Raw genomic sequence first — 13,667 nt, 5'->3', positions numbered from 1 at the left:
TGGGCCACAGGCTATACGCGGCGCGCGCCCCTCGAACAACGAGGAGCGCGCGCCGGGGCAGGGGGCCAGGACCGGAAGATCAGACCGCCGGTGCCGGGTACGTCGGGTACTCCACGCCGGAGACGTGCTGCACGACCCGGATGACCTGGCACGAGTAGCCGAACTCGTTGTCGTACCAGAGGTAGAGGATCGCGTTGTCGCCGTCGACCTTGGTGGCGCCCGCGTCGACGATCGAGGCGTGCCGCGAGCCGATGAAGTCGTTCGAGACCGCGTCCGGCGCGCTGGTGAAGTCGATCTGACGCTTGAGCGGCGAGGTCAGGGAGACGTCGCGCAGGTAGTCGAGGACCTCGTCACGGGTGGTCTCGCGGCCGAGCCGCAGGCTGAGGATCGCGATCGAGACGTCGGGCACGGGCACGCGGATCGAGCTGCCCGTGATCGGCGCCTTGAGGTCGGGCAGCGCCTTGGCGACGGCGGACGCGGCACCGGTCTCGGTGATGACCATGTTGAGCGGCGCGGAACGGCCGCGGCGGTCGGCCTTGTGGTAATTGTCCAGCAGGTTCTGGTCGTTGGTGAACGAGTGGACGGTCTCCACGTGCCCGCGGAGCACCCCGTACTCGTCCGCCATCGCCTTCAGCGGCGGCACGATCGCGTTGGTCGTGCAGGAGGCGCAGGACAGGATCTGCTCGTCCGGCTTGATCGTGTCGTGGTTGACGCCGTGCACGATGTTCGGGACGTCGCCCTTGCCGGGCGCGGTGAGGACGACCTTGTCGATGCCGGGGCGCAGGTGCCCCGAGAGGCCCTCGCGGTCACGCCACTTGCCGGTGTTGTCGATGAGGATGGCGTCCTTGATGCCGTACGCCGTGTAGTCGATCTCCGACGGGTCGCCCGCGTAGATCACCTTGATCTCGTTGCCATTGGCGATGATCTTGCTGTTCGCCTCGTCGACGGTGATCGTGCCCTGGAACTGGCCGTGGATCGAGTCGCGGCGCAGCAGCGAGGCGCGCTTGACGAGATCCTGCTCGCCGCCCCTGCGGACGACGACGGCGCGCAGCCGCAGGCCGTTGCCGGAACCGGCCTTCTCGATGAGCAGCCGGGCGACGAGACGGCCGATGCGGCCGAAGCCGTAGAGGACGACGTCGCGCGGCGCGCAGCGCTCGATCTTGTTCTCGCCGGTGGCGCCGACGACGGCGCCCGCGGTGAACTCCGCGACCGACAGGCCGCGGTCGTCGGCCTTGTACGTCGCGGCGAGCATGCCGAGGTCGATCTGGGACGGGCCGAGGTCGAGGTCGGCGAGCGCCTGGAGGAACGGCATCGTCTCGGTGACCGAGAGCTCGGCACCGGCGATCTGCCGGGCGAAGCGGTGGGTCTTCAAAATGCTGACCACCGACTTGTTCACCAGGGAGCGGCTGTGCAGCAGGATCGTCACGTCCCGCTCCCGGTGCAGCTTCCCGATGAGCGGGATCATCGACTCCGCGATCTCCTCGCGGGTCTTCCAGTTGGTGAACGAGTCGTCATTGACAGTCACGAGTTTATCTTTCGAGCTAGGCGGCGCTCATATGCTAACCCGACGCCTTTTTGATCTTGCGGACGGCTCCCGGCCACACGATCCCGGCCATCGGACCGAGCCCGTACCGCGCCCTAGACTTGGGCGGAACAGCGAAACAGCCGAGCAGCCGAACAGCGGAACGATCAGGAGCGGACAGTGACGGCACGGGCCGGGGGAGCCGAGCGGCAGGAGGACCCGTCGAGCGAGGTGCTCGGCCGGGCGGCCGAGGCGTTCGGACTGCTCGCCGCCCCCGCCAGGCTGCACATCGTGTGGCTCCTAGCCGAGGGTGAGAGCGATGTGACGGGCCTCGCGGAGCGGGTCGGCGGCGCGCTGCCCGCCGTCAGCCAGCACCTGTCGAAGCTGAAGCTCGCGGGCCTCGTGCGGGCCCGCAGGGAGGGCCGCCGCCAGGTGTACTACGTCGACGACCCGGACATCGTGACCGTGGTCAGGCTGATGGTCGGCCAGCTCACCGAGCGCGCGGGGCAGGACGCCGCGCCGGTGCGGCGGCTGCGCGGGACCGGTGCCTGAGCGCCTGGCACCGCGAGCGGCACGGAAGAACCGGCTGCCCGGCGCGGGCCCCGGCGACCTCACCCCCCTGCACGTCCTGCGGTCCCTCGACGCCACCCCGCGCGGCCTGACCGAACAGGACGCCACCGAGCGCCTCGCCCTGTACGGGCCGAACACGCTGCCCGCCCACCGCACGGTCTCCTGGCCGGTCCGGCTCGTCCGCAGCCTGCGCGACCCGTTCACCGCGGTCCTGCTCGTCCTCGGCCTGGTCTCCGCCGCCGTCGCCTCCTGGGGCACCGCCTGTGTGATCCTCACGCTCGTCGCGGTCAGCTGCGCGCTGCGCTCGCACGGCGAGCACCGCGCCGAGAACGCCGTGCGGCACCTGCGGGAACTCGTCGCGAGCACCGCCACCGTGCGGCGCAGGGACACGGCCGAGGCCGCGCCCCGCACCCGTGAGACCCCCGTCGACGAACTGGTGCCGGGAGACGTGATCAGGCTCGGCCCCGGCGACCTGGTGCCCGCCGACGTACGGCTGCTGCGCGCGCACGGACTCACCGTCGACCAGTCGGCGCTCACCGGTGAATCCGCCCCGGTCGCCAAGGAGGCGACCGAGCCGCCCGGCCCCGGAGGGGGCACGGCCGACGGGGCGTTCACCCCGCCGCACCTCTGCTTCCAGGGCAGCAGCGTCGCCTCGGGCAGCGCCTCCGCCGTGGTCGTCGCCACCGGCGCCGGCACCCGCTTCGCCGCCGCCCACACCGGCCGGGGGCCACGGGCCTCGACCGCCTTCGACCGCTCCGTGCACGGCATCTCCTGGGTCCTGATCCGCTTCATGCTGATCACCCCGCCGCTGGTCCTGATGGCGAACGCGGCGCTGCGCGGCCGGGGCCTAGAGACGCTGCCGTTCGCCGTGGCGGTCGCCGTCGGCCTGACACCGGAGATGCTCCCGGTCATCGTCACCACCTGCCTGGCGCGGGGCGCCGCGCTGCTCGCCCGTACCCATGGAGTGATCGTCAGGAGGCTGCCCGCCCTGCACGACCTCGGGGCGGTCGACGTGCTGTGCGTGGACAAGACCGGCACGCTCACCCAGGACAGACCCGAGGTCGCGGGGGCCTACGACGCCGCGGGACAGGACGCGCCCGACGTCCTTGGCTGGGCCGCGGCGAACGCCTGGTGGACCCTGCAACTCGCCGACCTGCCCGCACCCGACGCCCTCGACGAGGCGCTCCTCGACGCCGTCGACCCCGAAGAGGCGATGGCCCACGACGGCGTGGCCGCGCTGCCCTTCACCCCCGAACGCCGCGTGTCCACCGCCGTGGTCCGCATGCCGGGCGCGCTCGGCGAGCGCACCTTGATCGTCAAGGGTGCCGTGGAGTCGGTCGTGGAACGCTGCGCGCTGACCGACGCCGAACGCGAGGAGGTGCTCGCGCACGCCGGGCGCAGGGCCGCGGCCGGGCTGCGCGTGCTCGCCGTCGCCACCGCGGAGCGCCCGGCCCGCACGGGCGAGTACACCCCGGCTGTCGAGCGCGGCCTCACCCTGCGCGGCCTCGTCGCGTTCCGCGACGCGCTCGCGCCCGGCGCGGACCACGCCCTCGCGGGCCTCGCCGAGCGCGGCGTCACCGTCAAGGTCCTCACCGGCGACCACCCGGCCACCGCGGCCCGCGCCTGCCGTGACCTGGGCCTCGACCCGGGCGACGTGGTCGGCGCCGACCGCATCGACGCCCTCACCGACGAGGCGCTCGCCGCACTCGCCGCGACCACCACGGTCTTCGCCCGCTGCACCCCCGAGCACAAGGCCAGGATCACCGCGGCCCTGCGCAGGCACGGCCACACCACGGGATTCCTCGGCGACGGCGTCAACGACCTGCCCGCGTTGCGCGCCGCCGACGTCGGCATCTGCCCGCGCGGCGGTGTCGAGGTGGCCCGCGAGAGCGCCGACGTGGTGCTCGCCGACAAGGACCTGACCGCGATCGGCCACGCCATCGCCGCCGGTCGGCACAGCAGCGGCAACATCGCCACCTACCTGCGGATCACGCTCTCCTCGAACCTCGGCAACGTCATCGCGATGCTCGCCGCGGGGCTGCTCCTGCCGTTCCTGCCGATGCTGCCCGTCCAGGTCCTGGTGCAGAACCTGTGCTTCGACGCGGCCCAGCTAGCCTTCGCCCACGACCGCCCCGCGCCCGCCGCCCTGCGCCGCCCGACCGTCCTGCGCCCCCGCTCCTTCCTGCGGTTCATCACCGGATACGGCCTGCTCGGCGCCCTTGCCGACCTCGCCACGTTCGGCGCGCTCGCGCTCACCGCGGGCGCGTGGGACGACGCGGCGGCCTTCCACTCCGGCTGGTTCACCGAGAACCTGCTCGCCCAGGCCCTGGTGATCCTGCTCCTGCGCACCGGACCGCGCCCCGCGCCAGGACCCCTGCGCGCGGCCGCCGCCGCGCTCGCCGCGATCGGCGTCCTGCTGCCGCTCACCCCACTGGGCGGCCCGCTCGGCCTGACCTCGCTCCCGCTGCCGTACTACGCGCTGCTCGCCGGGATCCTCGCGGTGTACGTCCTCGTGCTCGTCGGCGTCCGGACCCGGCAGGCTCAGCCGTAGGAGAGGTCGGAGCAGGGGTTGTCGGCGGCCGAGCGGGTGTCCTTGGTGAGGTCGGCGGAGGGCTGCTCGCCCCGGTAGGAACTGCCGAGGACGAGCCGGAGCCCCGTGCCCGGCGTCAGGTCGGCGACGGACTTCAGCTCGGCTCCGGGGAAGAGCGTGGCGAGGGCCTCGGCCCGGCCCTTCTGCCCCGCGCCCGGGCCGTACTGGATCTCGGTGGTGGTGTGATCCCTGCTCGCCGCGTCGGTCGTGGCCGTGACGGTGAAGTCGTGCTTCTTGAGGGTCTTGGCGGCGCGCGCGGCGAGCCCGTCGGTGGTGGTGCCGTTCTGGACGGCGACACTGATCCCGTCCCCCGCCGCGGGCTTCGGCTGCTTCGCCTTGCCCTCCTTGTGCTCGCCGCCCGCGTCGGCGCCGTCCAGGGTGCGGTCGTCCTTGAGCGAGGCCCAGAGCGCGTCGGCGTCCGGTTCCACGATGGCGACGCGCTGCCCCTCGTACCGCCAGGGGATCGTGATGAACTGGGTGTTGTGCAGGTCGATGTCCTTGAGGGACATCGCGAACGACAGGAGCTTGTCGGCGGAGCCGAGCCCCGGGTCCACGGTCATGGACTTGGTGGCAGCCTCGGCGAGCGGCAGCAGCTTGGTCGGCGTGAAGCCCTCGTCCTTCACCTTCTTGAGCAGGCTGGAGACGAACGCCTGCTGGCGCTTGATGCGCCCGATGTCGGAGCCGTCGCCGATGCCGTGCCTGATCCGTACGTAGTCCAGGGCCTTCTGCCCCGAGACGCTCTGCTCGCCCTTGCTGAACAGCTTCGCGCCGCGCGTGGTGCGGTGCGGGTTGAGGTTGCCCTGGTAGACGTCCTTGGGCAGGCACACGTCGACGCCGCCGACGACGTCGGTGAGCGAGGCGAAGCCCTTGAAGTCGATGACGACGGTGTGGTCGACGCGCAGTCCGGTCAGCTTCTCGACCGTGTTCTGGGTGCAGGCCGGATTGCCCTTGGCGGTCTGGCCCACCGAGTAGGCCGCGTTGAACATCGTGTGGGGCTGTTCCTGGGTCCAGCTCCCGTCGGGGAGCCTGCACGGCGGGATGGTCACCAGGGTGTCGCGCGGGATGGAGACGGCGACGGCATGCCGGTGATCGGCGTAGACGTGCAGCAGGAACGCGGTGTCGGAGCGCCCGATGTCGTCCTTGTCCCCGCCGCCGAGCGCGGAGTTGCCGCCGGTGCGCGCGTCGGAACCGATGACGAGGACGTTCTCGCCCTTGGACGACGCGGCGTCCGGACGGTTCTTGGCGAGCCCGTCGGCGTCGAACGTCTCGATGTTCCCCGAGAGCCGCAGATAGATCCAGCCGCCGCCCGCCAGGGCGAGGACGAGCAGCGAAAGGGCGATGCCGAGTACGAGCCGCAGCCGCCTGCGCCGCTTCCTGCCGTGCCGGGACGGCGGGGCCTTCCGCCTGCGGCGCGCCGGATTCTCCTGTCGGCCGGTCGTCATGAGTGCGCCCTCGAATCGCTCATGCGGAGGGGAGGACTGACCCGCCCCTTAGTTGTACAGTTGCGCAATGTAGCAACCATCAAGAGGCGGAAATGAGGTGGGTGGGTTGCTCCGCAACGCACTGGAGCCGTGGCATCTGCTGCTCGTGGCGATCGTGGTCGTCGTGCTGTTCGGCTCGAAGAAGCTGCCGGACACGGCGCGCTCGCTCGGCAAGTCGATGCGGATCCTCAAGAGCGAGGCGAAGGCGATGAAGGCCGACGGGGAGGCCGCGCCCGAGGCGACGGTCCTCAGGACGGAGCAGACCGAGACGGCGACGGAGCGGCCGACGACCCCTGCCGAGCCGACTCCCCCTGTCAAGCCGTAGCCGAAGGACCGCCCCGGTTCAGACGTCGGCCGGGTCCCGCTGGGTGAAGCGGTGCCACCAGTGGTGCCGTCGCGGGTGCACGGCGCGGCCGAGACGGCGGCCCAGGACGAGGTAACCCAGCAGCGCCCCGGCCGTGTTGAGGATGACGTCGTCGATGTCGAAGGTGCGTCCGGTCACGAACGCGCCCTGCGCCAGCTCGACGAGCGCCATGGTCAGCGCCGTGGCGACGCCCACCCGCACCAGGCCGCGGGCGCGCGGCAGCACCACGGGCAGCAGCAGCCCGAACGGCACGCCCAGCAGGACGTTCCCGCCGAGCTGCTTGACGGTGTCGCGGAAGGCGGGCTGTTCGAGATAGCCGCCGATCGAGTCGCCCGGGGTGAAGTTGCTGTGGGTCAGCGCCTCGGAGGCCGCGGACGGCTCAAGCGTCAGGCGGGCGAGCACCACCGCGAACCCGACCATGCCGACGAAGGCCACCAGCATGGTCGCCGCCCTGGCCCACGGCGACAGGGGTGCCGCGCGCCGGGACGCCACGCCACTCGTTTCCTCGGGCTGATTCGGCTTCTTGGAACGACCTCTCCGTGCCATCAGTGCCTCCAGGTAGGTCCGTGCCCGCCGGTTCAGCCCGGCTCGGTGCGGCCGAACAGGCCCGCGTGGCCCGGCGGGAGTTGGATGAGGATGCGGCGAAGCAGCGCGTCGTCGGCCGCCTCCGCGAGCGTGCCGAGTACGGCGGTGACCGCGCGGCGCGCACCGGCCGTGTCGTCCCCCGTGCGCGAGGCCACCGCGTCGACGAACTCCGTGGCGGTCAACGGCTCGCTCGCGGGTTCCGCGTCGGCGAGCAGGGGCCCGCACCGCTGGGGGAGCAGCCGGGCCAGATCGGTACGGTCGTCGCCCACCAGGTGGGCGCCCAGAATGACCAGGACGTTCTCCACGGCGCCCGCCGCCTGCTGACGGTTCGTGAAGTCACCGCGCTCGCGCACCTGATCGAGCAGTGCTTCCAGGGACGTGTCCATGCTGATTCCTCCCGGTCCGGTTCTGGCTCCGAATACCCGGACCTGGCGGTCTGATGTCTGCCGCGCGCCTCTGGAGCAACAACGTCCCCCGCAGGGATGACGTGTTCGAGGAACGACAAAGGCCCCGGACTCCGCAGTGCGGAGTCCGGGGCCTGTCTTGAGCTCTGGAGCGCTGGGCAGGCCTTGCACCTGCATCTCCCCACAGGAAGTGGGGCGTCTTTCCTTGGACGACCAACGCCGGTCCCTCGACCGGAACTCCGGCGCGAGGTGGCAGGTTTGATCCTAGCCCATCCGGGAGATGGTTTCGAACCGCCGGGTTTTCGTCCGCCTGATGGCCCCTCAGGACCCGATGGCGTACTCCGTGAAGTGCCCGCGGGCCTCGAACCCGAGGCGCTGGTAGACGGGTTCGCCCTCGGCGGACGCCTGGAGGACCGCGGTCGCGTACCCCGCGTCGCGCCCGGTGCGCAGGGCGGCCAGGGTGATGGCGCCGCCGTAGCCGCGGCGGCGCTCGTCGGCGAGCGTGGAGATGTTGTAGATCCCGGCGACGCCGGCGTGCAGGAAGGCCTCGGCCGAGCAGACCGGGCGTCCTCCCGCGTACCCGATGAGGTAGCGGGCCGGGCAGTCCGCGGCCAGGGCCCAGGGGGCGGCGTCGGCGAAGAAACGGCGGACGGTCGCGGCGGGCGGGTCCCAGTTCGCCGCCAAGACGGCGGCGTAGTCGGCGAGTTGCCCGGTGGTGGTCACCGGACGGATGTCCAGTCCTTCGGCGTACGCGGCGGGCAGCGCGCCGCGCAGGTCCCGCCACATCCCGGTCTCGGTCTCCGACGCCCGGAGGCCGAAGGACGCCAGGTGCTCGGCGAGATCGCCGGGCGCCGATGCGGGGCCGACCCACCAGGAGAAGGGGCGGCCGGTGCGGGTCAGCGTCCCGACCGTCTCCGCGACGCGTTCCCGGGCGGACCCGGGGGTGAAGCGGGCGGCCGCGACGATGTTGAAGGTGTCGTCGCGGAGCCCGCTGTCGGCGACCAGCAGATCACCGGTCTCGGTGACGGAGGCGCCCGCGAGGTTCCGGTGCAGATGACAGGCGTGCTCGGCGAGGTTCCGCTCCATGCGGAGCGGCAGGTCGGTCTCGGCTTCGGTCATGGTGCCGCAGCCTTGCCGTCGGGGATCACCTGGCTCCTACTTGTTCGGGTCCCGGAAGCGGCCGAACGCCTTCGTGAGGGCGCTCAGCGGTGAGCCCTCCGCCTTGACGTGGCCCGGCGCGGGGGAGCGGAGCGTGCCGTCGCCCCCGGCCGAGTCGGCCAGCGCGGCCTGTGCCGCCTCGGCCGCCTCCCGGTACAGGTCGCAGGACTGCGTCATGGCTTCGAGCGCCTCGGCGTACTTGGTGACCATCCCCTGGGCGTGGACCAGCTCCTCGTCCTGGGTGAGCAGGTGCCAGCCCTGGCGAAGCCGCGTCAGGGCGCGCTCCGCGTCGGCGGTCAGCGGGCGCGGCAGCGCGGCGAACTCCTTGATCCTGTCGAGCAGTTCGGTCGGCTCGGAGCCGTCGAGGAAGACGCTGCGGACGGTGAAGCGGTCCACGTCGTAGTCGGGCTCCCGCGGGGACGAGGGCAGGACGACGGCGCCGCCGCGCGGCATCCGCACGCTCAGCTCGCGCTTCATCGCGAAGTCGGCGATCTGCGCCTGCTCCGGAGTGCCCCGGTGTTCGACCACCCGGTGGCGCAGGCCCGGCGGCAGGAAGACGGAGACGGGCTGCTGGCCCGCCGCGTCCGGTGTCATCGCCTCGTGCACCACGACGTGGACGTACCAGCTCTCCCGGGCGCACTCCCGCAGCCTGCGGCGCAGTTCGTCGTCGTCCTTCGGCAGGTGGTTCGTCGTCCGCAGGCGCACGTCGGCCGCCGTGTCGTGGTCCCAGGCGACGCGCTCGCTGTCGGGCCAGAACATGGTGGCGGGCGAGGGCCAGCTCAGGTCCCAGGCCTGCTCGGCCTCGGCGGCGAGCACCCAGGTGACGCCCTCGCCCTCCTTGCGGCGGGCCTCCGGGTCGTACGTCGTGAGCTGCGCGCGCACCGTGACGTCCTCGGCCGCCTGCCAGCGGGCCTCGAAGAGACGGCGGGCAGAGGGGCCGGGGTCGGCGGACTCGTCCCGCGGGTGCAGGACGGTGGAGCGGGCGGCTTCGACGGGGTCGAGCTCCAGGAAGTCATCGAGCACCCCGGCCGCCTTGAGGGCGATCAGGTTGCGTCGGACGTCCTGCTCGGGCTCGGGCCCGAAGTGGCGCCCGCGCCCGAGCCACGCGGTGTCGGGGACGGTGGTCGATGAGGTGCTGTTTTTGGCCATGGATTCGTTCTGTGTGTGGTCGGGGCCCGACCAGTATGGTCCGTGAATCTGTAGAGGGAAGCGCTACCCCGTCCACGGAGAAAACCACCTGCGTTGTTCGGGGGCTCAGCGCAGGCGGCGTACGAAGCCGTCGAAGTGGCTGTTCGTGTCGTCGCGGACGAGCTGGGCCGACTCACTGGACAGGCCCGCGTACCGGGCGTCGGCGCCCACGGAAGAGACCGAAACGGCGAGGTCCGTGACGGGCCCGCCGTTGACGGACTCGCTGACCAGCCGGGTGCCGCCGGTGCGCAGGTCGCGGAGGTAGACGTTGGCAGGGCCGAGCCGCCCCTCCGTCAGGCGCGGATCCGCGTGGTACGCCACGTACCTGCCGTCCGGGCTGATCTCGGGCTCGCGCACCCGGTCCTCGCCCGCGGGACCGGCCTTGACGCGCCGGGTGACGTCCTTGCGCAGGTCGCGGACGTAGACGGTGGACGCGGAGCTCGGCGTCTCGCCCGGGACCAATTCCTCGTCGCCCCAGTAGTCGAAGGCGATGGTCCTGCCGTCGGCGGACAGTGAAGCGGGCATCGCGTACCGCGCGGCGGGGGTGCCGTCCGGCTTCACGTTGACCTGCTCCTCCGTGCCCGTACGACGGTCGTGGACCAGCGTGCGGCCGCACGAGCTGCGCGGCACGAGCTGGGTGTACGCCACGTAGCGGCCGTCGGCGCTCAGGCCCTGGAGGAGCGCGGGGTTGTCCGGGCGCGCCCGGTTGGTGACCCGCTCCACGGCGCCGGTGCGGCGGTCCAGGACGTACACGGCTCCGAAGAGGTCGGGCGGGTCGGTCTCCATCCGGTCGGCCTTGGCGTTGAAGGCGATGAAGCGGGCGTCGGCCGACATGGTGGCGTTGGCCGCGTAGGCGGTGCCTCCGTCGAGGGCGACGCTCATCCGCTTCGTGCTGCCGGTGCGCCGGTCGTGCAGGTAGATGTCGTCGCCCGCGCCGTCCGGGGGAGGGGTGTCCCAGTGCGTCAGGTTCCTGGCGTGGGAGCGGAACAGGACGTACCTGCCGTCGGCGCTGATGGCCTGCGCGGACGAGTCCCCGTCACCCTGGACGCCGTCCGAACCGACGCTGACCCGGTCGACGGTGCCCTTGCGCAGGTCGCGTACGAAGACGTCGGAGAAGTGGTTGGTGTCGCCGGGCACCAGGTTGGCGGCGTCGGCCGTGAAGACCGCGAAGCGGCCGTCGGCGCTGATCCGCGGGCCGAACGCGTCGCCGTCCGCCTGTTCGCCCGAGGTCGATGTGGTGATGCGGTCGGTCGTGGCCGCCTTCGTGGTCGCCTTCGTGGTCGCGTCCGCGGTCGCTGTCCCGGCCGGTGGCCGCGGTGCCGTCGCGGCCGGTGCCACCGACAGCGCGACCAGTGCCCCCGCGAGCGCCGCGACGCACGCGGCACGCATGGTTCCGTGCACGATTTCCCCCCGTGTTCCCCTGTGTCCCCGTTGACGCATGCTCCCCCGGCCCCGCGCCGAGGGCTCTCCACGAGACAAGCGCACCGCATCGCACCGCACCGGGTCAATCCCCCGAAGTGAGTACAACCCGGGCGCGACTTCAGGCGTCCGCGAGAGATCGCGGCGGGTGGGTCCTGGAGCGGCCGAGCAGGTCCTGGCCGTCTTTGTATCGGGCGGGTATCAGGCGGCGCTCGGCCGTTCATCGAGTCGGGCGCCAGGCCCGTGTCCGCCGTGCTGAGCCGCGGGCGTGCCCGATCTCTGGCCTATCGTTCCTCCCAGGGCCCCGCCCGAACCGCCTGAAACACCTGCACATGCCACCCGAACTGGAGTGATCCGCCCGTGTCCTCGTCCGCCCCGGCCCCGGAACCGCCGCGCCCCGTGCGCGTGCTGCTGGTCGAGGACGACGACCTGATGCGGAGGTCGTTCACGGTCGCCCTGGAGCGCTACGGCTACGCGATGCGAGCCGCCGCCGACGGCCTCACCGGCCTCGAAATCTTCCGTGACGAACCCTTCGACCTGCTGATCCTCGACGTGATGCTGCCCGGTCTCGACGGGATCGGGCTGTGTCGCAGGGTCCGGGAGACCAGCCTGGTGCCGGTCCTCATGATGTCCGCCAGGGGCGACGGCCTCGACGTCGTCGCGGGTCTGGAGGCCGGGGCGGACGACTACGTGGTCAAGCCGGTGGACACCTACGTACTCGTGGCCCGCATCCGCTCGCTGCTGCGGCGGGCGACCTACGCGCCCGCCCCGGGGCAGGGTCCTGAGCGGGCCGCGCGCCAGGAGGAGGCACCGGCACCGGCCGACAGCGACGTGCTGGTCTTCGGAGACCTCACCGTCGACACCGGAGGGCTTGAGGTCTCCGTCTCAGGAAAGCCCGTCGCGCTGACCCCGACCGAGCTGAAGCTGCTGCTCGCGTTCGCGGAGCAGCCGGGCATCGTCCTGGCGCGGCACACGCTCCTGAGGGACGTGTGGGAGTACGGCTGGGACGGCGACAGCCGGGTCGTGGACCTGTGCGTCCAGCGGCTGCGCGGCAAGCTGGGCCGGGACCGGATCGAGACGGTCCGCGGCTTCGGCTACAAGCTCAGGCGATGAGACAGGCGCGCCCCCGCTCCCGGCCGCGAGGCCCGGCTCGCGTACCCCTGCGATGGAAGATCGCCGCGCTTGCCGCGGCCACGGCCTGCCTGGTCACGGCGGTGGTGGGGGTGCTGGTGCACGTATGGTCCGCGCGGGACATCAGGGAGCGGGCCGAGGCGGAAGCCTTCAACACGCTGTACTCGGCCATGGAGACCTACCGGCGCACCGGAACCCTCACCGGCGGTGCCGAGCTCGACCCCGCCGAACTGCCCGCCGAACTGAGGCACCTGTCCGACCGCGACCGGCACACCGCGTACGACGGGCGGATCGACAACAACGTGGGTCCGCGCGTCTGGGCCGCCCAGCGCGTCCCCGGCGGGGGCGGCCGGGTCCTCGCCACCCGGGTCAACATGAGCTCTGAGCTCCACACCCTGCGCAGGCTCGACGTGGTCATGGTCGTGGCCTCGCTGGTCGCGCTCGCCGCGGCCACGCCCCTGACCGTCTACGGCGCCGGGCTGCTCGGGCGCAGGCTGCGGCGGGTCTCCGAGACCGCGGACCGGATCTCCACCGGGGACCTGGACGCCAGGACGGGGCACACCAAGGGCCGCGACGAGGTGGCCGACATCGCCGCCACCGTCGACCTCATGGCCGACAGCCTCAGCCGACGGCTGCGCACCGAGCGGCAGTTCACCGCGGACGTGGCCCATGAGCTGCGCACGCCCGTCGGCGGTCTGCTGGCCGCGGCCGATCTGCTGCCGTCCGGCGAGACGGAGGATCAGCTCCGGGCCAGGGTGCGCGATCTGCGCGACCTGGTCGAGGACCTCCTTGAGGTCTCACGGCTCGACGCCGGGGCGGAACAGCCGGTACGCGCGCGTGTCCCGCTCGCCGAGGTCGTCGCCGACGCGGTGGCGCGCACGGGGCTCGATACGGAGGTCAGGGACGTCACCGGTGGCGCGGAACCCGTGGAGACCGATCCGCGCCGTCTCGAACGGATCGTCGGCAACCTCGTCGTCAACGCCCACCGGCACGGGGGCACTCCGGTGCGGGTCACGGTCGGGGGACGCACCGTCGTCGTACGCGACCACGGCCCCGGCTTCCCCGACGAGCTGCTGCGGGACGGACCGCGCCGTTTCCACACGGGCGCGAAGGAACGCGGCTCGGGTCACGGCCTCGGTCTCACCATCGCCCTCGGCCAGGCCCGCCTCCTCGGCGCCGAACTGCGCCTGGCCAACGCCCCGGACGGCGGCGCCGTCGCCACGCTGCGCCTGCACGACTGACGCGCGGTGGAGCG

12 protein-coding genes and 1 tRNA gene are annotated in these 13,667 nt (G+C 72.3%); 5 read left to right on the top strand and 8 right to left on the bottom strand.

Features of this window, described 5'->3' with window-relative positions; translation table 11 throughout:
• Nucleotides 1-79: 79 nt before the first annotated feature.
• A complete protein-coding gene (locus CP970_RS08835) occupies nucleotides 80-1,525 on the bottom strand; it encodes a glyceraldehyde-3-phosphate dehydrogenase (RefSeq protein ID WP_055554919.1) in 1,446 nt (481 codons plus the stop codon).
• Nucleotides 1,526-1,702: 177 nt separating this feature from the next.
• Here CP970_RS08835 and CP970_RS08830 point away from each other — a divergent pair, with 177 nt between their 5' ends.
• Both CP970_RS08830 and mgtA read left to right on the top strand, forming a co-directional pair.
• Nucleotides 1,703-2,074, top strand: a complete 372-nt coding sequence (locus CP970_RS08830; RefSeq protein WP_055554921.1) for an ArsR/SmtB family transcription factor — start codon at nucleotides 1,703-1,705, stop codon at nucleotides 2,072-2,074.
• Nucleotides 2,067-4,643, top strand: a complete 2,577-nt coding sequence (gene mgtA / locus CP970_RS08825) for a magnesium-translocating P-type ATPase (RefSeq protein ID WP_055554923.1) — start codon at nucleotides 2,067-2,069, stop codon at nucleotides 4,641-4,643. The genes CP970_RS08830 and mgtA overlap by 8 nt, the downstream gene beginning before the upstream one ends.
• On the opposite strand, the gene CP970_RS08820 is transcribed toward mgtA, so the two are convergent.
• Entirely contained in the window at nucleotides 4,634-6,124 is a 1,491-nt protein-coding gene (locus CP970_RS08820) for an LCP family protein (protein ID WP_055554925.1), read from the bottom strand. The two genes, mgtA and CP970_RS08820, sit on opposite strands and share 10 nt — an antisense overlap.
• A 106-nt stretch (nucleotides 6,125-6,230) precedes the next feature.
• Here CP970_RS08820 and tatA point away from each other — a divergent pair, with 106 nt between their 5' ends.
• Nucleotides 6,231-6,488 (top strand): Sec-independent protein translocase subunit TatA, encoded by a 258-nt coding sequence (tatA, locus tag CP970_RS08815; RefSeq protein WP_055554927.1) that lies wholly within the window; start codon nucleotides 6,231-6,233, stop codon nucleotides 6,486-6,488.
• An 18-nt stretch (nucleotides 6,489-6,506) separates the two neighbouring features.
• Here tatA and CP970_RS08810 read toward each other — a convergent pair whose 3' ends face one another.
• From CP970_RS08810 to CP970_RS08785, 6 genes are all read right to left on the bottom strand, one after another.
• Nucleotides 6,507-7,073: a VanZ family protein gene (locus tag CP970_RS08810; RefSeq protein WP_224058329.1), complete on the bottom strand. Its 567-nt coding sequence runs from the start codon at nucleotides 7,071-7,073 to the stop codon at nucleotides 6,507-6,509.
• 32 nt (nucleotides 7,074-7,105) lie between these two features.
• Complete coding sequence (locus CP970_RS08805) at nucleotides 7,106-7,498, bottom strand: DUF2267 domain-containing protein (protein WP_055554929.1); 393 nt, start codon at nucleotides 7,496-7,498, stop codon at nucleotides 7,106-7,108.
• Between the two features lie 165 nt (nucleotides 7,499-7,663).
• A tRNA-Gly gene (locus tag CP970_RS08800) sits at nucleotides 7,664-7,736 on the bottom strand.
• A gap of 101 nt (nucleotides 7,737-7,837) precedes the next feature.
• Nucleotides 7,838-8,602, bottom strand: a complete 765-nt coding sequence (locus tag CP970_RS08795; RefSeq protein ID WP_055554943.1) for a GNAT family N-acetyltransferase — start codon at nucleotides 8,600-8,602, stop codon at nucleotides 7,838-7,840.
• Nucleotides 8,603-8,671: 69 nt separating this feature from the next.
• Complete coding sequence (locus CP970_RS08790) at nucleotides 8,672-9,823, bottom strand: hypothetical protein (RefSeq protein WP_055554932.1); 1,152 nt, start codon at nucleotides 9,821-9,823, stop codon at nucleotides 8,672-8,674.
• A 105-nt stretch (nucleotides 9,824-9,928) separates the two neighbouring features.
• A complete protein-coding gene (locus CP970_RS08785; protein WP_157877819.1) occupies nucleotides 9,929-11,263 on the bottom strand; it encodes a TolB family protein in 1,335 nt (444 codons plus the stop codon).
• A gap of 450 nt (nucleotides 11,264-11,713) precedes the next feature.
• On the opposite strand from CP970_RS08785, the gene CP970_RS08780 reads away from it, so the two are divergent.
• Nucleotides 11,714-12,394, top strand: a complete 681-nt coding sequence (locus CP970_RS08780; protein WP_240507544.1) for a response regulator transcription factor — start codon at nucleotides 11,714-11,716, stop codon at nucleotides 12,392-12,394.
• Nucleotides 12,391-13,653, top strand: a complete 1,263-nt coding sequence (locus tag CP970_RS08775; RefSeq protein WP_055554937.1) for a sensor histidine kinase — start codon at nucleotides 12,391-12,393, stop codon at nucleotides 13,651-13,653. The genes CP970_RS08780 and CP970_RS08775 overlap by 4 nt, the downstream gene beginning before the upstream one ends.
• Nucleotides 13,654-13,667 lie beyond the last annotated feature (14 nt).

Origin of the sequence: Streptomyces kanamyceticus, assembly GCF_008704495.1 — a bacterium.
Classification (GTDB): domain Bacteria; phylum Actinomycetota; class Actinomycetes; order Streptomycetales; family Streptomycetaceae; genus Streptomyces; species Streptomyces kanamyceticus.
The sequence above is the reverse complement of the archived record's forward strand: the minus strand, read 5'-3'. Positions and strand labels throughout refer to the sequence as shown.